Below are 24,124 nucleotides of genomic sequence, written 5' to 3' on the forward strand. Positions count from 1 at the left end.
GAGCGACCCTTCACGGTTCCCCCCGATTCGTCGTGCGAGACTGGGGATCGTGAGCACGACACCGACGCACCCCGCTCAGCCCGCTCCCTCCGGGGGCACCCGCCTCGACCCGTGGTTCGGCGCCTACGCCGAGCGCGCCCACGGCATGCGAGCGTCGGAGATTCGCGCCCTGTTCGCGGTCGCGAATCGCCCCGAGGTCGTCTCGCTCGCCGGCGGGATGCCCTACCTCGAAGGCCTTCCCCTCGACACCATCGCGGACGCCATGCAGCGACTCGTCGCGACCCGCGGCACCACCGCTCTCCAGTACGGCTCGGGTCAGGGCGCAGAAGAGCTCCGTGAGCGCATCATCGACATCGTGCGCCTCGAGGGCATCGACTGCCACCCCGACGACGTGGTCGTGACCACGGGCTCCCAGCAGGCCCTCGACCTGGTGACGCGCATCTTCATCGACCCGGGCGATGTCGTCGTGGCCGAGGCCCCCAGCTATGTCGGCGCGCTCGGCGTGTTCCGGTCCTACCAGGCGGACATCGTCCATGTCCCGCTCGACGAGCACGGGCTGGTCCCCGAGGCGCTCGAGGAGACCTTGACGCGGCTCGCTGCCGAGGGGCGTCGCGTCAAGCTGCTCTACACGGTCCCCAACTTCCACAACCCGGCGGGCGTCACCATGTCGCTCGAGCGCCGGCCCCGGATCCTCGAGATCGCGCAGCGTTTCGGCGTGCTCGTCATCGAGGACAACCCGTACGGGTTGTTGGGGTTCGACGGCGATCCCCTGCCGGCTCTACGCTCGCTCGACGACGACGGCGTGCTCTACCTCGGGTCCTTCTCGAAAACCTTCGCCCCCGGCTATCGGGTCGGCTGGGTCGTGGCCCCGCACGCGGTCCGCGAGAAGCTCGTCCTGGCGAGCGAGTCGGCCATCCTCTGCCCGTCGAACGCCTCGCAGCTCGCGATCGCTACGTACCTCGAGACGTGCGACTGGCAGGGACAGATCAAGCAGTTCCGGGAGCTGTACCGCGAGCGGCGCGACGCCATGATCGGTGCCCTCTCGGAGCACCTGCCTTCGGCGTCGTGGACCGTTCCCGACGGCGGCTTCTACACGTGGGTCAAGCTTCCCGACGGCCTCGACGCACGATCCATGCTGCCCCGTGCTGTCACGGCGCGCGTCGCCTACGTCCCCGGGACAGCGTTCTACGCAGACGGGTCCGGGGCGGACCACGTGCGGTTGTCCTACTGCTTCCCGACGCCCGAGCGCATCCGTGAGGGAGTCCGCCGGTTTGCCGGCGTCGTGTCCGCGGAGAGGGACCTCGTCGAGATCTTCGGTACGTCAGGCGCTCCGGACTCGGACCTGACCGATGTCGAGAACCCCGGCCCCAACCTCGCGTGAGCACCACCCCCGCACACACGAGCACCCTGCAGAACGTCGAGAGGACCAAGACCGTGGGCACTGCTGCGGAGAACGCCATTCTTGCGGAGGACGTCGTCGAGCCCGACGCCGCCACGACGGCCGGGAGCGTTGCCGACTCATCCCTTCCCGAGGTACAGCGCGTCGTCATCCTCGCCGGAGGACTCTCGCACGAGCGTGACGTGTCGCTCCGCTCCGGCCGACGCGTCGCGGAGTCACTCCGAGGGGCCGGGCTCGACGTGACGGTGCTCGACGTCGACGCCTCGCTGCTCTCGACGCTGGCGGCCGAGCGCCCCGAGGTCGTGTGGCCGCTCCTGCACGGCGCGAGCGGCGAGGACGGATCTGTGCGCGACGTGATCGAGCTCCTCGGCCTGGACTACGTCGGAACCGGCCCCAGGGCGTCCCGCGGCGCATGGAACAAGGCGATCGCCAAGAACGTCGTGCTGGCCGCCGGGATCGACACTCCCGACTATGTGACCCTCCCCCAGAGCCTGTTCCGGGAGCTCGGCGCACAGCCGGTGCTCGACGCGGTCGTCGGCCGGCTGGGACTGCCGCTCGTGGTCAAGCCCAACCAGGGAGGATCGGCTCTGGGCGTGACGCTCGTGACGCGTGCTGAGGATCTTCCCCGGGCGATGGTCGACTGCTTCTCCTACGGCGACCTCGCGCTCATCGAGAAGGCCGTCCAGGGCGTCGAGGTGGCCGTCAGCGTGGTGGACGGTACCGACGGGCCGCGCGCTCTCCCGGCTGTCGAGATCGAGACCGATGGGCCGTACGACTACGACGCCCGGTACAACCCCGGCCGGACCAGCTATTTCACGCCCGCGCGTCTCACCTCGGCAGTCGCGGCACGTGTCGCTCAGACCGCCGTCGACGCTCACGTGGCTCTGGGGCTTCGCGGCCTCTCCCGGTCAGACCTGATCGTCGACTCCGAGGGCGTCCCACACTTCCTCGAGGTGAATGTCGCCCCGGGCATGACGGAGACGTCGCTCTTCCCTCAGGCTGCGCAGGCTGCGGGCCTCGACCTCGGCGACCTCTACCGTCAGATCGTCTCGCAGAGCGTCGGCTCGCCCGCGCGGGCAGCGACAGCCTGAGCGTCCCCGACAGGACGACACGAAGCCCCGGTGAGCATCTACTCACCGGGGCTTCGTGTTTCACGTGAAACATGGGGCCGCAGCCAGGTGCGCGGACCGCCCTACTGACGCAGCAGGCCCGGGTCCTCCGGGGCCATGAGATCAAGGATCCTGTTGAGATCCTCGACCGAGGCGAACTCGACTGTCAGGCGGCCCTTGTTCTTGCCGAGATCCACCTTGACGCGAGTCTCGAACCGGTCGGACAGGCGGACCGCGAGGTCGTCGATCGCCGCGATGCGCTGCCCGGGGCGTGGTGCGCGTTCCACCGGCTTCTTCGCATCGAGCCCCCCGAGGGCGACGATCTCCTCCGTGGCCCGCACCGAGAGGCCCTCCGAGACGATCCTCTGGGCGAGTCGTTCGATCTCCGCACCGTCGGTCAGGCCCAGCAGAGCGCGCGCGTGTCCGGCCGAGAGCACCCCCGCCGCCACCCGACGTTGTACGAGCGGAGGCAGCCGCAGCAAGCGCAACATGTTCGAGATCTGCGAACGGCTGCGCGAGATCCGGGTACCGAGCTCCTCGTGCGTGCACCCGAAATCGTCGAGAAGCTGTCGGTAGGCGGCAGCCTCCTCGAGCGGGTTCAGTGCGCTGCGATGAAGGTTCTCGAGGAGAGCATCGCGGAGGAGATCCGCGTCCTCGGTCTCGCGGATGATCGCCGGGATGACATCCAAGCCCGCTGCCTGCGTCGCCCGCCAACGGCGCTCACCCATGATGAGCTCGTAGGCGCCCTCGTTCTCCGGGTCTCGTCGGACGACGATGGGCTGGAGAACACCGATCTCCTTGATCGACCCGACCAGCTCGTCGAGCTCGCCCTCGTCGAAGACCGTGCGCGGCTGGCGGGAGTTTGCTCGAATCAGCCCCACGGGGAGCTCAGCGAACGTCGCCCCGGGAACCGGGACCAGATCGTCGTTCGACGTCGGCGCGCCGTCCGACTGACCAAGCGCCGCCGATGTTTCACGTGGAACATCGCCTGGGCGCGCGCGCCCCTTCTCGATCGGAGGCTCCGTGGGAATCAGCGGACGAGACGTCGACTCAAGCTCGGTGGCGGAATCGGCGAGGCCGACCAAGCCGACCGGCGAATCAGAGGACTCTCGTTCGACGGTGAGGACGGCCGAGGTGCTGAGGCTCGATGCCCCCACTCCCCCGCCCTCAGGGTTGGTGTTCTGCTCGACCGACGCAGCAGCCTGCGGCGCGGACGGGAAGAATACATCGACGGGGCGCTCACGCTCTGGGCTCGTCGGAATCAGGGCTCCAAGACCACGACCGAGCCCACGGCGCTTCTCACTCATCGTGCATCCTCCTGGTAGCTAGGCAGCACTGCCCATCGTTCTGCGAGGTAGTTCTGCCGGGAGACGTCGCGAGATGCGCCGTCAAGGGGTTGAACCGGTGCGGGGCGTCCACGGTCAGCAACCTCCCGAGCGGCTTCGAGATAGGCGAGCGCACCGGTCGAGCTCGGATCGTACGTGATGACCGTCTGCCCATGGCTGGGCGCCTCGGAGATGCGTACCGAGCGGGGCACCGTCGTCTTCAGGGTCTGCTCGGGGAAATGCTCGCGAACCTCGGAGGCAACCTGCTGCGCGAGGTTGGTGCGACCGTCGTACATGGTCAAGAGAATGCTCGAGACATGCAGCTGGGGGTTCAGGTGCGCCTTGATGAGTTCGATCGTCTTGAGGAGCTGACTGAGACCCTCGAGGGCGTAGTACTCGCACTGGATCGGAATGAGGACCTCACGGCCGACCACGAACGCGTTGACGGTCAGCAGACCGAGGCTGGGCGGGCAATCGACGAGAACATAGTCGATACGCTCAAGACCTTGCGCGATGCGCTCCTCCAAGAAGACGTCGACCGCACGGCGGAGTCGCGTTTCACGGGAAACCAAGGAGACGAGCTCGATCTCCGCACCCGACAGGTCGATCGTCGCAGGAACGCACCAGAGGCTCGGAATGTCGGGGCATTGCTGAACCGCCGAGGCGAGCGGGGCCCCGTCCACCAATACCTCGTAGACGGAGGGAGTTCCAGCGCGATGCTCGACACCGAGGGCGGTCGACGCATTCCCCTGCGGGTCGTTGTCGATGACGAGGACGTTGAGCCCAGCCTGAGCGAGTCCCGCCGCGAGGTTGACCGTCGTCGTCGTCTTCCCGACGCCGCCCTTCTGATTGGCGATCGTGATGATGCGGGTCGCCGCGGGACGGGGGAACTGTCGTCCGTGAAGGTCGATCCGCCGACGGGCGTCGATGGTGAGCTGGGCAGCGAGGGGCGTGTCGTCGTCCATCTCGGGCAGGCTCGCCATGAGGGCAGCACGACGGTCGTCTTCGTTCGCCATCGCCGCAGCGCCCTGGCCCCCCGTGCCGGCCGACGATGTTTCACGTGAAACATCCGCGAACGGAACTGCCTCTCGATGATCGAACGGCATGCTCTGGTACCGATCGGAACTCTCAGTCACGCCCATCTCCCTCATTTGACCCACCACACAGCATGCGCTCAAGACTCGACAATGATCGGAGTCTCAAGCGCGTGTCGCACCGGAACTCGGCAGGCTAGCCAATCGATGCTGTACAGCCGCCGCATCGTTCGCGTGTCCGGTGTTGTCGACGCTACCTCACGGAGCCATCCCCGGGTGGCCCTCCACCGGTGTCGCAACGACGGACCAGGTCAGGCAGGGGTACGTCGCACCCGGAGTACTGTCGTCGGCTCGACGCCCTCGATGCTGAAGGCCTGCAAGATCTCCGGCTCCTCAGTCTTGTACTTCCGCAGGACCTTGCGCGCCGGCTCGATCTCCTGCTCGACGTTCTTGCCCTTGAGGATCACCATCTCGCCCCCGCGCTCGACCAGCGGAAGTGACATCCTGGCCAGCTTCTCGAGCGCAGCCACGGCGCGCGACGTCACGGCTTGGCACTGGAAAGCACCGTGGTACTCCTCGGCCCGACCCCGCTTGACCTCGACGTTGGTCAGCTCGAGCTCCTCCACGACCTCGTTCAACCAGGTGCAGCGTCGCTCCATGGGTTCAACGAGAAGCACCTGTGCCTCTGGGAGCATCGCCGCGATGACGATGCCCGGCAGACCTGCTCCAGATCCGATGTCGGCGATGGTCCCGCTCGTGGGGAGATACTGCACCACGGCAGCGGAGTTCAGGATGTGGCGCTCCCAGATGCGGGAGACCTCGCGCGGGCCGATCAAGCCACGCAACTCTCCTTGGTCATGCAGCATCTCGGCGAACCGTGAGACGAGCGGAAAGGAGGCTCCGAAGTACTGCTGTACCTCCGGCGAATCGGAGAGGGTTTCACGTGAAACATCGTTCGCGAAACCGTCGCTCATCTCGTTCGTCATGTACTCCTCTTTCGGTGCAGATCCCCCTTGCGGCGAAACGCACGTAGTGCCGGACAACCAGGGTCCATGGTGTCACGTCCCAGCCGCGGTCGGGCCGAACGTTCGACGTGAGACGACTCGGCCGCTCACGCCACGGAAACGACCGTGTCGTGATCGACCCGGACGACCCACACGTCGCTACCCCTCGGGTGCTGGTCGAGTCGGAGTCGCCCCCCACCCCCGCGGCGCGGCTGTCCTCCGCGCGGTCTCCTCGTTCGCGGTCCTGGTACCTCTCGACCACAGAACCACGTTCCCGTTCGAACCCCGCCCCCATGGTGGAGAGCCGCACTCTCAGGGATGCTTGACGAAGCACATGTCCGCCATGATCGGCGACGACGAAGCCGCCCGATGTTTCACGTGAAACATCGGGCGGCTCAGAGGTAGGGAACTCCGTAACGAGTCAGGACACCTCGACCGGGCGGATCACGACATAGCGCTCCGGGTCGGTTCCGCGTGAGTCGCTCGTGAGACCAGCAGCCGCCACGACGTCGTGGACGACCTTGCGCTCGAACGCATTGAGCGGATCCATCGACAACTCTTCGCCGGACTCCTTCACCCTGGCGATCGCGACAGTTGCGAGCTCCGTGAGCTCGACCTTGCGCTGAGCACGGAAGCCGGCGATGTCGAGCATGAGGCGACTCCGCTCCCCCGTCCGTGCCTGGACAGCGAGGCGAGTGAGCTCCTGGAGAGCGTCCAGAACCTCACCCTCCTTGCCCACCAGATGACGGAGCGACGCAGCGTCGTCGGCCACGATCTCGAGCGCCGCGCGGCCGTGGTCGATGTCGATGTCGATGTCACCGTCGAGGTCTGCGATGTCGAGGAACTCCTCGAGGTAGTCCGCAGCGACCTCGCCCTCTTCCTCGAGGCGCGTCATCTCGTCAGGTGCTTGGTCTTCGGCAGCGGGTGCGTCGGTCGACGACATGCTGACTCCTTGGGGTCAAGAGAACCCCGGGTCGCGAAGGATCCTCGGTGCTCTCGGAACGGGACTAGGGCTACTTCTTCGGCTTCTTCGGAGACGGAGAACCCTTGCCGGTTCCCTGTGCCTTGCCGCCGGTCTCGTCGTCGGACGGTGCATCCTTGACCTTGTCCGACGGAGCCGTGGTTCCGGTGATGACGCGGGGCGTGCCCGGCTTCTGACGATCCTTGCGCTTGGGCTGCTGGCGCTGTCCACGCGGCTGCTCGATGACAGGCGCCGCGTCCTCGACGATGCCCTTGGCGGCCGCCTTCCGCGCCTGACGCTCCTTCATCAACCGCTCGGCTTCGGAGCCCGGTGCAGGCATGCGCTTGATCGTGTAGAACTGCTGCCCCATGGACCAGAGGTTCGTCGTCGTCCAGTAGACGAGGACACCGACGGGGAAGTTCACGCCGGACACCGCGAAGATGAAGGGGAAGACGTAGAGCATCATCTTCTGCGTGGAGGCCATGGGGCCCTCGAGCGCCGACTTCGGCATGTTCTTCATGGTCAGCTGGCGCTGCGTGAAGAACGTCGTGGCGCACATCGCGACGATGAGCGCACCGATGACGATCTTGACCTGCAGGTCGTCCGTCTTGAGGAAGACGTCAGAGAGGTGGGCACCGAACAGCGAGGAGCTCTCGATGTCCTTCGCGACCGCCGCGTTGATGGGACCGATCGGGTCGGCCGAACCGTCCGAGATGGGCACGAGCCCGTTGAGCACGCGGAACAGGGCGAAGAAGATGGGCGACTGCAGAAGGATCGGCAGGCAGGAGGCGAACGGGTTGGTCCCGTGCTTCTTGTAGAGCTCCATGGTCTCGCGACTCATGGCCTCGCGGGACGCCGGATCCGACTTGCCCTTGTACTTCTTCTGGATGGCCTGCATCTCGGGCTGCAGCATCTGCATGCCACGGGAGGCCTTGATCTGCTTGAAGAAGAGCGGGATCAGCAGGATACGGATGATGATCACGAGCCCGACGATCGAGAACACCCAACCGAGACCCGGGCCGTCGCCCATGCCCAGGAACACGAGTCCCTGGTGACACAGGTACATGATCCACGCCACGACCCACTCGATCGGCGCGAGGAACGCGAAGAAGTCCATCCGTACTACTCCCTAACCTTCAACAAACTGGGTCCTGCCGACGTCGCCGGCAGGAGGACTAGTGCGAGTGCTTCCTCAGCGCCTCGGGGACGTCGTCGACGCCTCCCTTGCTCCAGGGGTTGCATCTCAGCAGCCGCCAGGCGGCAAGCCGTACGCCGCGCAGCACTCCGTGCCGACGTATCGCGACGAGCGCGTACTGCGAGCACGAGGGGTAGTACTTGCAGGTCGGGCCAGTCATCGGAGAGATGACGCTCTGATATCCGCGGATCAGACCGACGAGCACGAGCAGGGGGATCCTCCGCACGAAGCGCCAAGACCGCGCAGCCCACCCGGAGGTGACGACGTCGGGACCCTCCACAGGGACTGCCGCACTCATGCGTCTACCGTCCGCTGACTCCACCGGGTCACCGCGCGCCTGACGCAGGACGCTAGGTCCTGATCGAGCTGATCGAAGTTGCTCGAGCCTGACGCCGGAAGGGCCCGGACAACCACCCGAGTCCTGGGCGGGAGCGCATCCAGATACGACAACGAGGCGGCGCGCAGACGCCGCTTCACCTTGTTCCGGTGCACGGCGTTGCCCACAGCCTTGGATACGACAAAACCGACCTGTGGTGGTTCGTCTCCCCCAGGATCCTGGATGAGATGAACCACCACGGTCGATCGTCCCGCGCGCACGCCACTGCGCACCGCCCGTTCAAAATCTACGGAACGGCGCATGCGGTGCGCCGCGGGCAGCACCTGCTGTCAGGCAGAGAGCTCGGCGCGGCCCTTGCGACGACGGGCAGCCAGGATGGCGCGGCCGGCGCGGGTGCGCATACGCAGCCGGAAACCGTGGGTCTTCGCACGGCGCCGGTTGTTCGGCTGGAAAGTCCGCTTGCTCACGAGGTACTCCAAGAACGTCGGGGAGGTACACCGTCTATGTCCTCGACGATGCAGTGCTACAGCTGGTAGAGATGCAGTTCTGCATCCCAGCCGTCCGTGTACCCGCCACGATGTGTCCGTGGATTCGCCCCCGTGAGGGCGCGCGAAAGTACCTGGAACGGCTGTATGACGTTACGCCGGGGGACCCCCTCGGGTCAAACCCGGGCTGGAACACGCCGAGCCTGTCATGATATGTCGTGCGGTAGCCGATACGTCTAGGGTGAGGACGCAGCCGCGGACCCACCATCGACGGCCTTCCGTCGCCACCCTGGTGCCACCCGGGTTCGAGTGATCCCCCGAGCCACCCGCCGTCGACACTCGATGTGACTTCAGAAGCGCACCCTGCTAGCAGCCCACAGGTTGTGGAAAACTATGTGGATAACCGGTCTGCGTGACACACTCCAGGTCGGTCCTGCTCCTCCTGCTCCACACGACGACGAAGGAAATCACCTGGTGCCCCACCCTGACGAGAACATCACTGATGTCTGGGCACAGACGATCGCCGTCCTCGAGGCCAGCCCCGACATGACGCCAAGGCAGATCGCGTTCATCAAGCTCGCGAAGCCCCTGGCGATCCTCGACGACACCGTCTTCATCGCCGTCCCGCACGAGCAGACCCGCACCTACCTCGAGACGCGCGTCCGAGACGAGCTCGTCTCCGCGATGTCTGGTGCCCTCGGCCGCGACGTCCGGTTCGGCATCACCGTCGATCCGGAGCTCAGCTCCGAGCCGCCGTCCCCCGCCGCACTCACTGCCAGCTCCCCCGAACCTCTGCCTCTGCGCAGCGAGGTCGAGCACGAGCGACCGCTTCCCGCCCCCTCTCCGCAGCGTCCTCCCGCCGAGCCGACCAGGCTGAACCCGAAGTACATCTTCGAGACGTTCGTCATCGGCTCGTCCAACCGGTTCGCGCACGCGGCTGCGGTCGCGGTCGCCGAGGCACCTGCGAAGGCCTACAACCCCCTCTTCATCTACGGACAGTCGGGCCTCGGCAAGACGCACCTGCTGCACGCGATCGGCCACTACGCGCACAACCTCTACCCGAACGTCCGCGTGCGCTACGTGAACTCTGAGGAGTTCACCAACGACTTCATCAACTCGATCAGCGAGGGCAAGGCAGGGACGTTCCAGCGGCGCTACCGCGACGTCGACGTGCTCCTGATCGACGACATCCAGTTCCTGCAGGGCAAGGAACAGACGATGGAGGAGTTCTTCCACACCTTCAACGCGCTGCACAACGCCAACAAGCAGCTCGTCATCACCTCGGACCTCCCACCCAAGCAGCTCAACGGATTCGAGGACCGGCTGCGCAGCAGGTTCGAATGGGGCCTCATCACGGACGTCCAGCCCCCGGACCTCGAGACCCGCATCGCGATCCTCCGCAAGAAGGCCGCGAGCGAACGGCTCGCAGCGCCGGCCGATGTCCTGTCCTACATCGGTTCCAAGATCTCGACGAACATCCGTGAGCTCGAGGGCGCCCTCATCCGCGTGACGGCGTTCGCGAACCTCAACCGCCAGCAGGTCGACCTCGCCCTCGCCGAGATCGTCCTCAAGGACCTCATCACCGACGACGACGCGTCGGAGATCACCCCGGCCAGCGTGATCGCGCAGACGGCTGCGTACTTCGGGCTGACGATCGAGGACCTGTGCGGGAGCTCGCGCTCTCGGGTCCTCGTCACGGCCCGTCAGATCGCGATGTATCTGTGCCGTGAGCTGACCGACCTGTCGCTGCCGAAGATCGGCCAGCAGTTCGGTGGCCGCGACCACACCACGGTCATGCACGCGAACCGGAAGATCACCGAGCAGATGGCCGAGCGGCGTTCGACCTACAATCAGGTCACCGAGCTCACGAGCAGGATCAAGCAGCAGCACCGAGGCTGACGCTGCTCACCGACGTCCCCGGGCCCTCCTTGGTGGGGCGTCTTCCTCGACATGCTGCGCCGCCCAGACCGCGCCCTCTGAAGGCTCCCTGGGCCCCAGGTTGAAGCCCCCAGCGACGGCCTCGGAGATCGGGGCGCCGTCGGTGCGGTGCGAGCCCTGTTGCACTCCCGGGGAGCCACCTGGACCGCTGCCCAGCCGGCCTCACGGCACAACGCGGCAACGTCCGTACCCGGGCCAGGCGCACGTGCCTCGCAGAGCCCGTCTGCACCCTCTGCTCGACGGTCCCCCGCGGGCCTACCCGGGTCGTCCGTGCCGGCCCCGCCAGGAGACGAACTACTCGGGTTGCCCGCTCCACACCGCAGATCGCCCCGTCGAGCCACGCCGCGACGGAGACCGAGCACGACGACGAGCACCCCGTCGTCGTGCTCTCGTCCGACGACCGCCACCACCGAGAGTCCACGCCAAGGCCTCGGTCGATCGAGCCTGGCAGGCATTATGCGGCTTATAGGGCTTTTCCACGGATGGCGCGATGCGGACCGCAGACCTTGTGCACAGGGACACCTCGGCGCGTGCACCCGACCTCCCGCAGCCTCGACGGACGCACAGTGGCAGTGAGGGCTTGTGTACAAGCTGTGGGCAAGGGAAGGCCGTCCCCAGAGTTGTCCACAGGGCCTGGGGGTATGTCCACCACCGCTTCGTCGCTGTCCCCAGAACTGGACTGCTGCGTCCCCAGTCTCCTGTGTACAAGCCACTCTGCCCTGTGTACGGCTCGTCCCGCAGAGCCGCCAACCCACAACCTTGTGCACCTGCCTGTGGATAACTGTGGATGACCGGGCACATCGTGTGGACAGAGGACACCTCATCGGTGGACGGCGCACTGTGGACAACTCGTCGTCAACAGTGCCTGCGATTTACCCACAGGCTCGTCCCCTGTTCGTCCACACGAAGAAAAGGCATCTGACCTGGGAAGAGACCGCTTTTCCACACTTTGCACAGCACCGATGACTACGACGAATGATCTCTAACCAGGAAAAATCCACACGCCTTCATCTGGTCCCGCGAGCTCAGCGCTGCCCCAACTCGCACGTGTGACCGCGGTCACAGCCAGGGCTGGAAGGGCCCAGACCACGGGTACTCGAGATCGCACGTCCACGAGCCTGCCAGAGGTACCGCACCCGGCGCAGACTCGCGTAGGGTTCATGCGGGCACGACCCGAGCAAGGTCTCGTCCTCCCCGACGGCGAGGAGGACGGAGCAGGGCGGCGTGACGTGCGTGCAGAGTTCTGCACAGACACTCTCCGATCCTGTGTACCGCGCGGTGGAGTGCCTGACATGTGAAGATCGATCCATGGACGAGAGGGTGTGGGATGAAGTTCCGGGTTGAGCGTGATGTCCTGGCCGACGCTGTGACGTGGACGGCCCGTACGTTGCCGACCCGACCTCCTGCTCCCGTCCTCGCGGGCGTGCGCATCGAGGCCGACGCCGTCGGGACGATCGGTCTGTCGAGCTTCGACTACGAGGTCTCAGCGCGCTCGGAGATCCCTGCCGAGGTCACCGAGCCGGGCACCGTCCTGGTGTCCGGTCGACTCCTGGCCGAGATCTCCCGGGCCCTGCCCGCCAAGCCCGTCGACTTCGCCGTCGAGGGCAACAAGGTCATCGTGACCTGTGGAGCGAGCCGCTTCACGCTCCTCACCATGCCCGTCGAGGACTACCCGGCCCTGCCGGTCATGCCGGAGCTCTCGGGCACGGTCTCGGGCGACGAGCTGACGCACGCCGTCGCCCAGGTGACGGTCGCCGCGAGCCGTGACGACACGCTCCCGCTCCTCACAGGTGTCCGCATGGAGATCGAGGGTGAGCGCATCACGCTGCTCGCGACCGACCGCTACCGCCTCGCGCTGCGTGAGCTCACGTGGACCCCCGGCACCCCCGACTTCAGCGCCGTCGCGCTGGTCCGGGCTCGCACGCTCAACGACGTCGCCAAGTCGCTCGGCAGCTCGGGCCTCGTCAACGTGGGCCTCACGGCGGGTACCGGCGTCGACCTGATCGGTTTCGAGGCCGGCGGGCGCCACACGACCTCGCAGCTCGTGGACGGCGACTACCCCGCGGTCCGTCGCCTGTTCCCCGACGAGACCCCGATCCACGCGGTCATGGCGACCGCTCCGCTGATCGACGCGGCCAAGCGCGTGTCGCTCGTGGCGGAGCGCAACACGCCGATCCGGCTGTCGTTCACGGACGGCCAGGTCGTCCTCGACGCAGGCCAGGGCGACGACGCACAGGCGTCCGAGGCCCTCGAGGCCGTGCTCGTGGGCGAGGAGATCTCGGTCGCGTTCAACCCGCAGTTCCTGCTCGACGGCCTCGGTGCCCTGGGGACGGACTTCGTCCGCCTGAGCTTCACGCACCCGAACAAGCCGGTGGAGTTCACCGGTCAGGAGTCGCTGGACGGCGAGGACTCCTCGCACTACCGCTACCTGCTGGTCCCCATCCGCTTCGCGAGCTAGCAGAGGCCGGCCCGCGCAGTACACGAGCTCAACGGCACGGAGGCACGCGATGGTCACGCACATCGGTCTGGTCGGACTCGGCAAGATGGGCGCGAACATGCGTTCGCGCCTGCGCGCCGGTGGTATCGAGGTCACGGGCTTCGACCGCAACCCGGACGTCTCGGACGTCTCGACGCTGGCTGAGCTGGTCGAGGCTCTCCCCGCGGGGCAGCGTGTCGTGTGGGTCATGGTTCCCTCGGGGGCCATCACCCGCGGGGTGGTGACCGAGCTGGGCGAGCTGCTCACGGCCGGTGACGTGGTCGTCGAGGGCGGCAACTCGCACTTCTCGGACGACGCGGAGCACGCCGCGCAGCTCGCTCCGCAGGGCATCGGCTACCTCGACGTCGGCGTCTCGGGCGGTGTCTGGGGCCTCGAGAACGGGTACGGGCTCATGGTGGGCGGCGACGCGGCTCTCGTCGAGGCCGTGATGCCGGTCTTCGACGCGCTGCGCCCGGACGGTCCGCGCGACGAGGGCTTCGTCCACGCCGGGGCGGTCGGTGCGGGCCACTACGCCAAGATGGTCCACAACGGCATCGAGTACGGGCTCATGCAGGCCTACGCCGAGGGCTACGAGCTCCTCGAGGCCAAGGACATCGTGACCGACGTCCCGGGCACCCTCAAGGCCTGGACGCGTGGGACGGTCGTCCGGTCCTGGCTGCTCGACCTCCTGGTCAAGGCGCTCGAGGAGGACCCCGAGCTGGGCGCGATCAGCGACTGGGTCGAGGACTCGGGCGAGGGCCGGTGGACCGTGGACGAGGCGATCGACAGCGCCGTGCCCCTCCCCGTGATCTCGGCCGCGCTCTTCGCGCGCTTCGCGTCGCGACAGGGGGCGTCGCCCGCGATGAAGGCGGTCGCAGCGCTGCGCCAGCAGTTCGGCGGGCACGCGGTCAAGCCCGCGGGCCCGGCCTCCTGACGGATTCTGTCCCGCCTGCTCGACGACGCCCGCCGCCTCGCGCGCACAGCGTCAGGTCGAGGCGTCACACTGGTGGGAGCACCTTCCTGACCGTCGTGTCCACAACGGCTCCCTGCCCTGTGGACGAAGATCGCCTCGTCGACCTCGTCGACCGCAAGCCGTAGGACCAGATGTACATCTCCCACCTCTCCCTCGCTGACTTCCGTTCGTACACGTCCGTCGACGTCGAGCTCGAGCCCGGCGTGAACGCCTTCGTCGGGCCGAACGGCCAGGGCAAGACGAACCTCGTCGAGGCGATCGGCTACGTCGCGACGCTCGGCAGCCACCGTGTCCCGTCGGACGCGGCGCTGGTCCGCGCCGGTGCCTCGCGGGCCGTGATCCGCACGAGGATCGTCCGCGGGGACCGAGCGAGCACGGTCGAGATCGAGATCTCCCCGGGCAAGGCGAACCGAGCCAGGATCAACCGGGCGCCCGCGGGCCGCCCCCGGGACGTGCTCGGCATCGCCCGCACGGTGCTGTTCGCCCCGGAGGACCTGGCGCTCGTCAAGGGCGACCCGGACGGGCGGCGCAGGTTCCTCGACCAGCTCGCGGTGCTCCTCGTCCCGCGGTTCGCGGGCGTCCTGAGCGACTACGACCGGGTGCTGCGACAGCGCAGCGCGCTCCTCAAGTCGGCGGGGGGCGCCATGCGTGCCTCACGGTCGCAGTCGCCGGACCTGCGCACGCTCGACGTCTGGGACGCCAAGCTCGCGTCGACCGGCGCGGAGATCATCGCGTTGCGGCTCCAGCTCGTCGAGGCGTTGCGGCCGTACGTGGCGGCGGCGTACGAGCAGGTGAGCTCGGGACAGGGCGAGGCGCACGTCGCGTACCGCTCCTCGCTCGCGGCCGCGCTCGAGGAGGCGAGCGACGTCGTCGGGCAGGATGGGACGCCGCAGGACGCCGCCCAGCTGGAGGCCCAGCTCCTGACCGCGATGACCTCCTTGCGCAGCAAGGAGATCGACCGCGGCGTGTGCCTCGTGGGGCCTCACCGTGACGACCTGGTCCTGACCCTGGGCGGCCTGCCTGCCAAGGGGTACGCGAGCCACGGCGAGTCGTGGTCGTTCGCGCTCGCGCTGCGCCTCGCGTCGTACCGGCTGCTCACGGACGGCGCGCCTCAGGAGTCGGGCTCGCTCCTGTGGTCGCCGGACTGGGGGCCCGACGGCGAGCCCGTCCTGCTGCTCGACGACGTGTTCGCCGAGCTCGACGTGCGCCGCCGCGACCGGCTCGCGGACCTGGTCGCCGGGGCGAACCAGGTCATCATCACGGCTGCGGTGCCCGACGACGTCCCGGCCCAGCTCCAGGGGCTGCGGCTCGACGTTCTCGACGGACAGGTGACCCGACGTGCGTGACCAGCCGGGCGGCGACCCGGAGGACGAGCTCGGGCACGAGGACGACGAGCCCGCACGTCCCGCAGGCCTTCCCGTGGGCGAGGTCGTCGACCTGACCCCTCCGGCCCAGGTCGCGCGCGAGGCGCTCAACCGGGCTCGGGCCGCTGCCCGGGCCAAGGGCATCCGTCCCGGGCAGCCCTCGCGACGGATCCTCGCGGACCCTCCTCCGTCGTCGGGAGCCCGGCCCGGTGGGCGCGACCCCCAGACGTTCGGTGCGGTCGTCCAGCGGCTGCTCCACGAGCGGGGGTGGGTGCAGGACGTGTCGGTCGGCGGGGTGATCGGGCGCTGGCGCGAGGTGGTCGGCGACCAGGTGGCCGACCACTGCGTTCCCGAGACCTTCGAGGACAAGGTGCTCGTGGTGCGCGCGGACTCGACCGCATGGGCGACCCAGGTCAAGCTGCTGACCCCTCGACTGCTCGAGCGGCTGGCGCAAGAGGTCGGTGAGGGGGTGGTCGAGACCGTGACCGTCCTGGGGCCGGCCGGGCCGAGCTTCCGCCGCGGTCCCAAGACCGTCCGTGGCCGTGGCCCGCGCGACACCTACGGCTGATCTCGAGGGCGATTCGTCCCGATATGACGGGCGCGCGCCGTGTGCGGGCAAGGCTGTCGGCGAACAGATCCACCGACCTGTGGAGAACCTTGTGGAGAACTCGCTCCGAAGGGCTCATCATCCGCTGTTTTGGCTGCCTCCCAGGTAGAATGGTGAGGTCATTCCGGGTCACTCCGCGCGCGCCGACTGGCACGCGCGCGAGCCGGAACCGATGAGCCGTGCAGCGATCCTCCCCAGCGGGTGAACCTGTCGCGTGCAAGATGACGAGGAGCGCTTCCGCCCGTGGCAGAGCACACAGACAACGTCCCTTCGAGCCTGCCCCCGGAGAGCGGTGGAGGTCCCGGCCTGGACCAGGACCCTTCGGGCGGCACGTACGACGCGAGCAACATCACCGTCCTCGAAGGGCTCGAGGCCGTCCGCAAGCGACCCGGTATGTACATCGGCTCGACCGGTGAGCGAGGGCTCCACCACCTGGTGTACGAGGTTGTGGACAACTCTGTGGACGAAGCCCTCGCGGGCTACGCCGACACGATCGACGTGACACTTCTGGCCGACGGAGGTGTACGCGTCACCGACAACGGCCGCGGTATCCCCGTCGCGATCCACCCGACCGAGGGCAAGCCCACGGTCGAGGTCGTCATGACGATCCTCCACGCCGGCGGGAAGTTCGGCGGGGGCGGCTACGCGGTCTCCGGTGGACTGCACGGCGTGGGCATCTCGGTCGTCAACGCGTTGTCGCGCAAGGTCCAGACGGTGATCAAGCGCGACGGTCACGTCTGGAGCCAGAACTTCAAGGACGGCGGCAAGACCGACGGGCCTCTCGTCGAGGGCGAGGCCACCACGGAGACCGGCACGACGCAGACGTTCTGGCCGGACCCGGAGATCTTCGAGACGACCGAGTTCGACTTCGAGACTCTCCGCTCGCGCTTCCAGCAGTACGCGTTCCTCAACAAGGGGCTGCGCATCACGCTCACCGACGAGCGCCGTCAGTTCCTGGACACCGACGACGAGGTCACGGGCCAGGTCTCTGACCCCGCGGAGGACCTCGTCGCGGCCCCCGAGGGGGAGGACGAGTTCAAGCCCCGCGTGGTGTCGTACAAGTACGACGAGGGGCTGGTGGACTACGTCAAGCACCTCAACGCGGCCAAGAAGGTCGAGCTGATCCACGACGAGATCATCGACTTCGAGTCCGAGGACAAGGAGCGGCGCATCTCGGTCGAGATCGCGCTCCAGTGGACCAGCGCCTACTCCGAGTCCGTGCACACGTTCGCCAACACGATCTCGACGACCGAGGGCGGCACGCACGAGGAGGGCTTCCGTGCGGCCATGACCTCACTGGTCAACGAGTACGCGCGGGCCAAGGCCATCATCAAGGAGAAGGACGACAACCTCACGGGCGACGACATCCGCGAGGGCCTCACGGCCGTCCTGTCGATCAAGCTCGGTGAGCCCCAGTTCGAGGGCCAGACGAAGACCAAGCTCGGCAACACCGAGGCCAAGTCGTTCGTGCAGCGCGTCGTCCGCTCGCAGCTCACGGACTGGTTCGACTCGCACCCGACCGAGGCGCGCGACATCATCCGCAAGGCCATCCAGGCCTCGCAGGCGCGGCTCGCAGCCCGCAAGGCGCGCGAGGCGACGCGGCGCAAGGGGCTCCTCGAGTCCGGCGGCATGCCGGGCAAGCTCAAGGACTGCCAGTCCAACCGGCCCGAGGAGTGCGAGGTCTTCATCGTCGAGGGTGACTCGGCAGGCGGCTCGGCCGTCCGTGGACGCAACCCGCACAACCAGGCGATCCTCCCGCTGCGAGGCAAGATCCTCAACGTCGAGCGTGCACGCCTCGACCGTGCGCTGGGCAACAACGAGGTCCAGGCGCTCATCACGGCGTTCGGCACGGGCATCGGCGAGGACTTCGACATCGCCAAGCTGAGGTACCACAAGATCGTCCTCATGGCGGACGCCGACGTCGACGGCCAGCACATCTGCACGCTGCTGCTGACGCTGCTCTTCCGGTACATGCGTCCGCTGATCGAGCACGGCCACGTGTACCTCGCGCAGCCGCCGCTGTACCGCCTCAAGTGGTCCAACGCGCCGCACGACTACGTCTACTCCGACCGGGAGCGCGACGCGTTCCTGCTCGCGGGGCAGGCCGCGGGCAAGCGCATCCCCAAGGAGAACGGGATCCAGCGCTACAAGGGTCTCGGCGAGATGGACTACTCGGAGCTGTGGGACACGACCATGGACCCCGAGCACCGCACGCTCAACCAGGTCACGCTCGACGACGCGGCTGCCGCCGACGAGATCTTCTCGATCCTCATGGGCGAGGACGTCGAGTCGCGCCGCAACTTCATCCAGCGCAACGCCAAGGACGTGAGGTTCCTGGACATCTAGCGGGTAGGACGTGGTCGGTGGCGAAGGACGGCCGGGTGGAAGACCCGGCCGTCCGCGCGCCGACCCCGACCTACCGCGTGACGGCACGACGGACGGCCGGCCCGGGACCTTCACGGTCGAGCGGGCGAGCTTCCTCCGGGCCGCGACCACAGCTTCACCACACAGCAGGACCACGACAGGACGAGGTAGACGACGGTGACGGACGAGACTCCCGAGCAGGACGAGAACCAGGGAACCCTTCCCGGGGACGGGACCGAGGTGACGCTGGGGGCCGACGGCACGGTCGCGGTGCAGCACGGCCGGATCGCACAGGTGGACCTGCAGCTCGAGATGCAGCGCTCGTACCTCGACTACGCGATGAGCGTCATCGTCGGTCGTGCGCTCCCGGACGTGCGCGACGGTCTCAAGCCCGTCCACCGTCGCGTGCTGTACGCGATGCACGACGGCGGCTACCGCCCGGACCGCGCGTTCTCCAAGTGCAGCCGTGTCGTCGGCGACGTCATGGGAAAGTTCCACCCGCACGGTGACACGTCCATCTACGACGCCCTGGTCCGCCTGGTCCAGGACTGGTCGCTGCGCTACCCGCTCGCAGCGGGCCAGGGGAACTTCGGGTCCCCCGGCAACGACCCGGCCGCAGCTCCTCGATACACCGAGACCCGCATGGCGCCGTTGGCTCTGGAGATGGTCCGGGACATCGACAAGGAGACCGTCGACTTCCAGGACAACTACGACGGCCGGACCCAGGAGCCCGTCGTCCTGCCCTCGCGTTTCCCGAACCTGCTGGTCAACGGCTCAGCCGGCATCGCGGTCGGCATGGCCACGAACATCCCTCCGCACAACCTCCGCGAGGTCGCGGACGGCGTGAAGTGGCACCTCGAGCACCCGGAGGCCTCCAAGGAGGAGCTCCTCGAGGTGCTGCTGACCAAGATCAAGGGCCCGGACTTCCCGACCGGCGCGACGATCCTCGGCCACAAGGGCATCGAGGAGGCGTACCGCACGGGTCGTGGCTCGATCACCATGCGAGCCGTCGTCAACGTCGAGGAGATCCAGAACAGGATCTGCCTCGTCATCACCGAGCTCCCCTATCAGGTCAACCCCGACAACCTGGCGCTGCGCATCGCGGACCTGGTCAAGGACGGCAAGGTCCAGGGCATCGCGGACATCCGCGACGAGACGTCCGGTCGTACGGGGCAGCGCCTCGTGATCGTGCTCAAGCGCGACGCGGTCGCGAAGGTCGTCCTGAACAACCTGTACAAGCACACGTCCCTCCAGGAGAACTTCGGCGCGAACATGCTCGCGCTGGTCGACGGCGTGCCGCGCACGCTGAGCATCGACGCGTTCGTCCGGCACTGGACGACGCACCAGATGGACGTCGTCATGCGCCGCGCCCGGTTCGACCTGCGCGCCAAGGAGGAGCGGGCGCACATCGTGCGCGGCTACCTCAAGGCGCTCGACGCGCTCGACGCGGTCATCGCGCTCATCCGTGGTTCGGCCACGGTCGAGGACGCCCGAGAGGGCCTCATGGCGCTGCTCGAGGTCGACGAGGTCCAGGCCCGCGCCATCCTGACCCTCCAGCTGCGCGCCCTCGCGGCCATGGAGCGGCAGAAGCTCATCGACGAGTACGCCGAGCTCGAGGCCGCGATCAAGGACCTCAACGACATCCTGGCCCGTCCCGAGCGCCAGCGTCAGATCGTGGGCGACGAGCTCGAGGAGATCGTGGCCCGGTACGGCGACGAGCGTCGCACGACGATCCTGCCCTACGACGGAGAGGTGTCGATCGAGGACCTCATCGCCGAGGAGGAGGTCGTCGTCACGATCACGCGCGGTGGCTACGCCAAGCGCACGCGCAGCGACAACTACCGTCAGCAGAAGCGCGGCGGCAAGGGCGTGCGCGGCGCGCAGCTGCGCGAGGACGACATCGTCGACCACTTCTTCGTCACGACGACGCACCACTGGCTCCTGTTCTTCACGAACCTCGGCCGGGTGTACCGGGCCAAGGCGTACGAGCTGCCCGAGGGCGGGCGCGACGCCAAGGGCCAGCACGTCGCGAACCTCCTGGCGTTCCAGCCCGGAGAGAAGATCGCCCAGGTCCTGGACCTGCGCGACTACGACGCCGCGGAGTACCTGGTGCTCGCGACCCGTCGCGGTCTGGTCAAGAAGACGCGCCTCGCGGAGTACAACTCGCCGCGCTCGGGCGGTCTCATCGCGATCAACCTGCGCGAGGACGAGGACGGCAACACCGACGAGCTGGTCTCCGCCCGGCTGGTCGACGCGACGGACGACCTGATCCTGGTCTCGCGCAAGGGGCAGTCGATCCGCTTCACGGCCGACGACGACGCCATGCGTCCCCTCGGCCGGTCCACGTCGGGTGTGACGGGCATGAAGTTCCGTGACGAGGACGACCTCCTGGCCATGGACGTTGTCCGGGACGACGCGTTCCTCTTCACGGTCACCGAGGGCGGCATCGCCAAGCGGACCCAGCTCACGGAGGACAACTACCGCGTCCAGGGTCGCAACGGGTTCGGGATCAAGGTCGCCAACCTGCCCGAGCGCAACGGTGACCTGGTCGGCGCGCTCGTGGTCGACGCCGACGACGAGGTGCTCGTCATCATGGAACGGGGGAAGATCGTCAGGTCGTCCGTCGACGAGGTCAAGCCGACGGGTCGTACGTCGCAGGGCGTGATCTTCGCCAAGCCGGACAAGAACGACAAGATCATCGCCGTTGCCCGTAATGTCGAACGTCGACTGGGGGAGGATCGGGATACCGTGGACGAGGAAGCATCCGAGCAGGGGCAGCCTGACGTCGCCTCTCCCGCCAGCACCACCGGGCAGGAGGCTTCGTCGGAAGCGGCCCCCGGAGCCACCGAGGATGGTAGATGAGCAGCGAGAAGAAGTCCCCGCCGACGATCGTGCCGAAGGTGGTGACCCCGCGTCCTGACGACGTGACGGGCACCGCGAGCCGCCCTGCGGCGACCAACGGCACGGCACGGCCCGCAGGGGGCGGGACGACCAGCGGCGCGCAGGCCGGGGCGAACGCCCCGGTGCCGCCGCCTCCTGCGACGGGAGCGGCGTCGTCGGGCGGGACCGAGGCTCCCGTGCCGCCGCCCCCCGAGTCGAACGGCGGCACGGCGCGCTCCGGTGCGCTCAAGGCCGCCGCGGCCGCCATGGCGACGGCCAAGGCTGCCGCCAAGAAGCTGTCCGACCCGGCTCCGGCGACCGCCAAGCCGGCGACCGCCAAGCCGGCGGCGAGCCCGGCGCCAGCAGCTGCCGCCCCGGCGGCTCCTGCTCCACAGTCCACGACCGAGATCGACGACCGAACGGTGCCGCGCGTGACGAAGAGCTCGACGAGCACCACGGCTCCTGGCGGTACGCAGGAGGTCCCCGCGATGCACTACACGGCCGCCGGCTTCAGCGGGACGGCCCGTCCGGTGACGGGGACCACTCCGGCGACTCCGGCCGCTGCCGCGCCTGCGGCGGCCACCGCGACCTCTCCCGCGCCCGCGACGGGGGCCACGCCCGCCGCGCGGCCGGCGTCCGACGGCCCCCGCAGGGTCCGCCTGACGGTGTCGCGGGTCGACCCGTGGTCGGTCATGAAGCTGTCGTTCCTGCTGGCCGTGGCGATCGGGATCATGACGGTCGTCGCGACCGCGGTCTTCTGGACCGTGCTGGACGGCATGGGCGTCTTCACCGAGGTGAACTCCCTGGTGGAGAGCATCGTCGGCAAGGAGAGCCCCGTCGACGTGCTCCAGTTCGTGGAGTTCAACCGGGTCGTCGCGCTCGCCACCCTGATCGCGATCGTGAATATGGTGCTGATCACAGCGCTGTCCACGATCATGGCGTTCATCTACAACCTGGTTGCCGCGATGGTGGGCGGAATCCACCTCACGATGACGGACGACTAGGGCAAAACGTCCCCTGACCGGGGCGTCGTCGCAGGCCGTGGGGCGTCCTGCAAGGCTCCCGACGATGTCCCGGTTTGGGTACCACCCGAGAAGTGCGATAGTCTCAAGCGCTGCCGCAGCACAGCAAGGGCCTATAGCTCAGACGGTTAGAGCGCTTCCCTGATAAGGAAGAGGTCAGAGGTTCAAGTCCTCTTAGGCCCACTGCCGGAAACCCACCCGAGGGGGAACGTCATGAAGAAGTTCTTCGTACTGCTGCTCGTTGCTGGCGCTGGATTCTTGATCTGGCGCAAGGTGTCCGAGGACAACAACGAGCGCGATCTCTGGGCAGAGGTCACCGACACTTTCGAGTGACGGCTCTCTGCACGTCGGTTCCGAGCGTTCTGGGGCCATGGCGCAATTGGTAGCGCACCTGCTTTGCAAGCAGGGGGTTGGGGGTTCGAGTCCCCCTGGCTCCACACAGTGAGAAGGCCGTCGGCCGGGTCCATGACCTGACCGGCGGCCTTCTGCGTATCCGGACGTCTCGGTCGCCCGGAGGCAGCGGCATACGTGAGAGGGGCCCGCCCGGCGAGACCGGACGAGCCCCTCACGTTCTCTCGCAGGTGTCAGGCCGTGGGCTTCTTGTCGTCGCCCTCGGTGCTGTCGTCGTTGCCCGACGACGCCGCGTCCTTGGCACGTCCGGTCGCCTTGCGCGTGGCCTCCTTGGCATCGGTCACGGCGTCCTGGACCTTGCCGGAGATCTTGTCCCCTGCGTCGGCGACGGCACCCTGGACCTTCTCGCCGGTCTCACGGCCCTTGGCGACAGCTGCACCGGCCGCTTCGCCGACGGCCTCGGCCGCGTTCCCCACGGCTGCCCGTGCGTCGTCGAAGGTCGAGGCAGGGACCTGGTCCCAGGGCTCGGCCCACGGGTCGGTGGTCGGCTGGGCACGGCGCCACAGCACGTAGGCGCCCCCGGCCGCGGTCACGCCACCCACGACCCACCACAGAGCCTTGCTCTTCTTCTGCGGGTCCGCAGCCTCAGCAGCCGCCGTGAGCTTGGCGGGCGCAGCCTTGGCGGCCTTCTTGGCCGATGCGGCCGAGGCGTCGATGCCCTTCTTCGCTGCCTTGGCAGCCTTCTTCGCGGCCTTCTTGGACAGGGTCTCGGTGGTGGTGGCGGAGTTGGCCGTGGCGGCCGCCGCCGCGTCCGCCGCGCGGGACGCAGCGTCTGCTGCGGCCGCGGCCGCTGCGTTGAAGCTCGCCACGATCTTGGGCAGGACCTCGTCGACGAGCTTGTCGTGCGCGGTGTCGATCGCAGGCGCTGCCTTCCCGGCTGCCTTCTCGACGCGTGGTGCAGCGGCCTGGAGGCTGTCCTGCCATGCCTTCTCGACGCGGGGCGTCAGCCACTCGACGAAGGCCTCGACCTTGGGGCTGCCCCACTCCTTCGCCTGACCGGCGGCCCCCTTGGCCTGGTCGGCGAGCTGGACCGCGGTCGTCTGCGCCTTGGCGCCGGCCTCCCCGACGAGCGCAGCGACCTCAGCGGCCTGATCCTTGAGCTTCTCGGTATCGATCGTGTCGGTCACGGCGCGTGCGGAACGGCGGGTTCGGTCGGACATGGAGACTCCAGGTGTTCGTGATGCGGGCTGTAGGCGCTGGAACTCCACTCTGCCACCGTGCCCGGAGGCTCGCGAGGCAA

General features: G+C 67.9%; 20 protein-coding genes and 2 tRNA genes. 13 read left to right on the forward strand and 9 right to left on the reverse strand.

What is annotated here, in order from left to right:
* The first annotated feature begins 49 nt into the window (after positions 1-49).
* Both H9641_RS05525 and H9641_RS05530 read left to right on the forward strand, forming a co-directional pair.
* Positions 50-1,381 (forward strand): aminotransferase-like domain-containing protein, encoded by a 1,332-nt coding sequence (locus H9641_RS05525; protein ID WP_318244392.1) that lies wholly within the window; start codon positions 50-52, stop codon positions 1,379-1,381.
* Positions 1,378-2,490: a D-alanine--D-alanine ligase family protein gene (locus tag H9641_RS05530; RefSeq protein WP_318244393.1), complete on the forward strand. Its 1,113-nt coding sequence runs from the start codon at positions 1,378-1,380 to the stop codon at positions 2,488-2,490. The genes H9641_RS05525 and H9641_RS05530 overlap by 4 nt, the downstream gene beginning before the upstream one ends.
* Positions 2,491-2,591: 101 nt before the next feature.
* On the opposite strand, the gene H9641_RS05535 is transcribed toward H9641_RS05530, so the two are convergent.
* The 8 genes from H9641_RS05535 to rpmH all read right to left on the reverse strand — a co-directional run bounded on the left by H9641_RS05535 (position 2,592) and on the right by rpmH (position 8,831).
* Positions 2,592-3,815: a ParB/RepB/Spo0J family partition protein gene (locus H9641_RS05535; protein ID WP_191801747.1), complete on the reverse strand. Its 1,224-nt coding sequence runs from the start codon at positions 3,813-3,815 to the stop codon at positions 2,592-2,594.
* Positions 3,812-4,939, reverse strand: coding sequence for a ParA family protein (locus tag H9641_RS05540; RefSeq protein WP_377615783.1), 1,128 nt, complete (start codon positions 4,937-4,939; stop codon positions 3,812-3,814). Before H9641_RS05540 ends, H9641_RS05535 begins: the two co-directional genes overlap by 4 nt.
* Positions 4,940-5,178: 239 nt before the next feature.
* A complete protein-coding gene (gene rsmG, locus H9641_RS05545; protein WP_191801749.1) occupies positions 5,179-5,853 on the reverse strand; it encodes a 16S rRNA (guanine(527)-N(7))-methyltransferase RsmG in 675 nt (224 codons plus the stop codon).
* Positions 5,854-6,292: 439 nt separating this feature from the next.
* Positions 6,293-6,814, reverse strand: coding sequence for a Jag family protein (locus H9641_RS05550; RefSeq protein WP_191801751.1), 522 nt, complete (start codon positions 6,812-6,814; stop codon positions 6,293-6,295).
* Positions 6,815-6,884: 70 nt separating this feature from the next.
* Positions 6,885-7,949, reverse strand: coding sequence for a membrane protein insertase YidC (yidC, locus tag H9641_RS05555; protein WP_191801753.1), 1,065 nt, complete (start codon positions 7,947-7,949; stop codon positions 6,885-6,887).
* Between the two features lie 58 nt (positions 7,950-8,007).
* Entirely contained in the window at positions 8,008-8,325 is a 318-nt protein-coding gene (yidD, locus tag H9641_RS05560) for a membrane protein insertion efficiency factor YidD (protein ID WP_191801755.1), read from the reverse strand.
* Complete coding sequence (rnpA, locus tag H9641_RS05565; RefSeq protein ID WP_191801757.1) at positions 8,322-8,687, reverse strand: ribonuclease P protein component; 366 nt, start codon at positions 8,685-8,687, stop codon at positions 8,322-8,324. The genes yidD and rnpA overlap by 4 nt, the downstream gene beginning before the upstream one ends.
* Positions 8,688-8,693: 6 nt before the next feature.
* Positions 8,694-8,831: a 50S ribosomal protein L34 gene (gene rpmH / locus H9641_RS05570; protein WP_010849920.1), complete on the reverse strand. Its 138-nt coding sequence runs from the start codon at positions 8,829-8,831 to the stop codon at positions 8,694-8,696.
* A gap of 492 nt (positions 8,832-9,323) precedes the next feature.
* On the opposite strand from rpmH, the gene dnaA reads away from it, so the two are divergent.
* The 11 genes from dnaA to H9641_RS05620 all read left to right on the forward strand — a co-directional run bounded on the left by dnaA (position 9,324) and on the right by H9641_RS05620 (position 22,910).
* On the forward strand, positions 9,324-10,748 hold the full coding sequence (dnaA, locus tag H9641_RS05575) for a chromosomal replication initiator protein DnaA (RefSeq protein WP_318244395.1): 1,425 nt from the start codon (positions 9,324-9,326) through the stop codon (positions 10,746-10,748).
* Positions 10,749-12,114: 1,366 nt separating this feature from the next.
* Positions 12,115-13,245, forward strand: a complete 1,131-nt coding sequence (gene dnaN / locus H9641_RS05580) for a DNA polymerase III subunit beta (RefSeq protein ID WP_191801761.1) — start codon at positions 12,115-12,117, stop codon at positions 13,243-13,245.
* A 49-nt stretch (positions 13,246-13,294) separates the two neighbouring features.
* Positions 13,295-14,197, forward strand: a complete 903-nt coding sequence (gene gnd / locus H9641_RS05585; RefSeq protein ID WP_191801763.1) for a phosphogluconate dehydrogenase (NAD(+)-dependent, decarboxylating) — start codon at positions 13,295-13,297, stop codon at positions 14,195-14,197.
* 170 nt (positions 14,198-14,367) lie between these two features.
* Positions 14,368-15,582, forward strand: a complete 1,215-nt coding sequence (gene recF / locus H9641_RS05590; protein ID WP_191801765.1) for a DNA replication/repair protein RecF — start codon at positions 14,368-14,370, stop codon at positions 15,580-15,582.
* Positions 15,575-16,168 (forward strand): DUF721 domain-containing protein, encoded by a 594-nt coding sequence (locus tag H9641_RS05595; protein ID WP_318244396.1) that lies wholly within the window; start codon positions 15,575-15,577, stop codon positions 16,166-16,168. The genes recF and H9641_RS05595 overlap by 8 nt, the downstream gene beginning before the upstream one ends.
* 345 nt (positions 16,169-16,513) lie before the next feature.
* A complete protein-coding gene (gyrB, locus tag H9641_RS05600; RefSeq protein WP_225220065.1) occupies positions 16,514-18,553 on the forward strand; it encodes a DNA topoisomerase (ATP-hydrolyzing) subunit B in 2,040 nt (679 codons plus the stop codon).
* Positions 18,554-18,748: 195 nt separating this feature from the next.
* Positions 18,749-21,433 carry a DNA gyrase subunit A gene (gene gyrA, locus H9641_RS05605; protein WP_191801767.1) on the forward strand — a complete coding sequence of 895 codons (2,685 nt, stop codon included), beginning with the start codon at positions 18,749-18,751 and terminating at the stop codon, positions 21,431-21,433.
* Complete coding sequence (locus tag H9641_RS19995) at positions 21,430-22,455, forward strand: DUF3566 domain-containing protein (RefSeq protein ID WP_225220032.1); 1,026 nt, start codon at positions 21,430-21,432, stop codon at positions 22,453-22,455. The genes gyrA and H9641_RS19995 overlap by 4 nt, the downstream gene beginning before the upstream one ends.
* 127 nt (positions 22,456-22,582) lie before the next feature.
* Positions 22,583-22,656: transfer RNA gene (locus H9641_RS05615), tRNA-Ile, on the forward strand.
* Positions 22,657-22,686: 30 nt separating this feature from the next.
* The gene (locus H9641_RS20000; RefSeq protein ID WP_210410998.1) at positions 22,687-22,806 is read left to right on the forward strand and encodes a DLW-39 family protein; all 120 of its coding nucleotides are present in this window, start codon (positions 22,687-22,689) and stop codon (positions 22,804-22,806) included.
* A 31-nt stretch (positions 22,807-22,837) separates the two neighbouring features.
* Positions 22,838-22,910, forward strand: a tRNA-Ala gene (locus tag H9641_RS05620).
* 147 nt (positions 22,911-23,057) lie between these two features.
* Here H9641_RS05620 and H9641_RS05625 read toward each other — a convergent pair.
* Positions 23,058-24,044, reverse strand: coding sequence for a hypothetical protein (locus H9641_RS05625; protein WP_191801769.1), 987 nt, complete (start codon positions 24,042-24,044; stop codon positions 23,058-23,060).
* Positions 24,045-24,124 lie beyond the last annotated feature (80 nt).

Origin of the sequence: Oerskovia merdavium (assembly GCF_014836755.1) — a bacterium.
GTDB lineage: Bacteria > Actinomycetota > Actinomycetes > Actinomycetales > Cellulomonadaceae > Oerskovia > Oerskovia merdavium.

Excerpts from the sequence above, each read along its gene's own strand:
- H9641_RS05535 (WP_191801747.1), bottom strand. The coding sequence starts at position 3,815 with ATGAGTGAGAAGCGCCGTGGGCTCGGTCGTGGTCTTGGAGCCCTGATT.
- H9641_RS05540 (WP_377615783.1), bottom strand. The coding sequence starts at position 4,939 with ATGCCGTTCGATCATCGAGAGGCAGTTCCGTTCGCGGATGTTTCACGT.
- rsmG (WP_191801749.1), bottom strand. The coding sequence starts at position 5,853 with ATGACGAACGAGATGAGCGACGGTTTCGCGAACGATGTTTCACGTGAA.
- H9641_RS05550 (WP_191801751.1), bottom strand. The coding sequence starts at position 6,814 with ATGTCGTCGACCGACGCACCCGCTGCCGAAGACCAAGCACCTGACGAG.
- yidC (WP_191801753.1), bottom strand. The coding sequence starts at position 7,949 with ATGGACTTCTTCGCGTTCCTCGCGCCGATCGAGTGGGTCGTGGCGTGG.
- yidD (WP_191801755.1), bottom strand. The coding sequence starts at position 8,325 with ATGAGTGCGGCAGTCCCTGTGGAGGGTCCCGACGTCGTCACCTCCGGG.
- dnaN (WP_191801761.1), top strand. The coding sequence starts at position 12,115 with ATGAAGTTCCGGGTTGAGCGTGATGTCCTGGCCGACGCTGTGACGTGG.
- gnd (WP_191801763.1), top strand. The coding sequence starts at position 13,295 with ATGGTCACGCACATCGGTCTGGTCGGACTCGGCAAGATGGGCGCGAAC.
- recF (WP_191801765.1), top strand. The coding sequence starts at position 14,368 with ATGTACATCTCCCACCTCTCCCTCGCTGACTTCCGTTCGTACACGTCC.
- H9641_RS19995 (WP_225220032.1), top strand. The coding sequence starts at position 21,430 with ATGAGCAGCGAGAAGAAGTCCCCGCCGACGATCGTGCCGAAGGTGGTG.
- H9641_RS20000 (WP_210410998.1), top strand. The coding sequence starts at position 22,687 with ATGAAGAAGTTCTTCGTACTGCTGCTCGTTGCTGGCGCTGGATTCTTG.
- H9641_RS05625 (WP_191801769.1), bottom strand. The coding sequence starts at position 24,044 with ATGTCCGACCGAACCCGCCGTTCCGCACGCGCCGTGACCGACACGATC.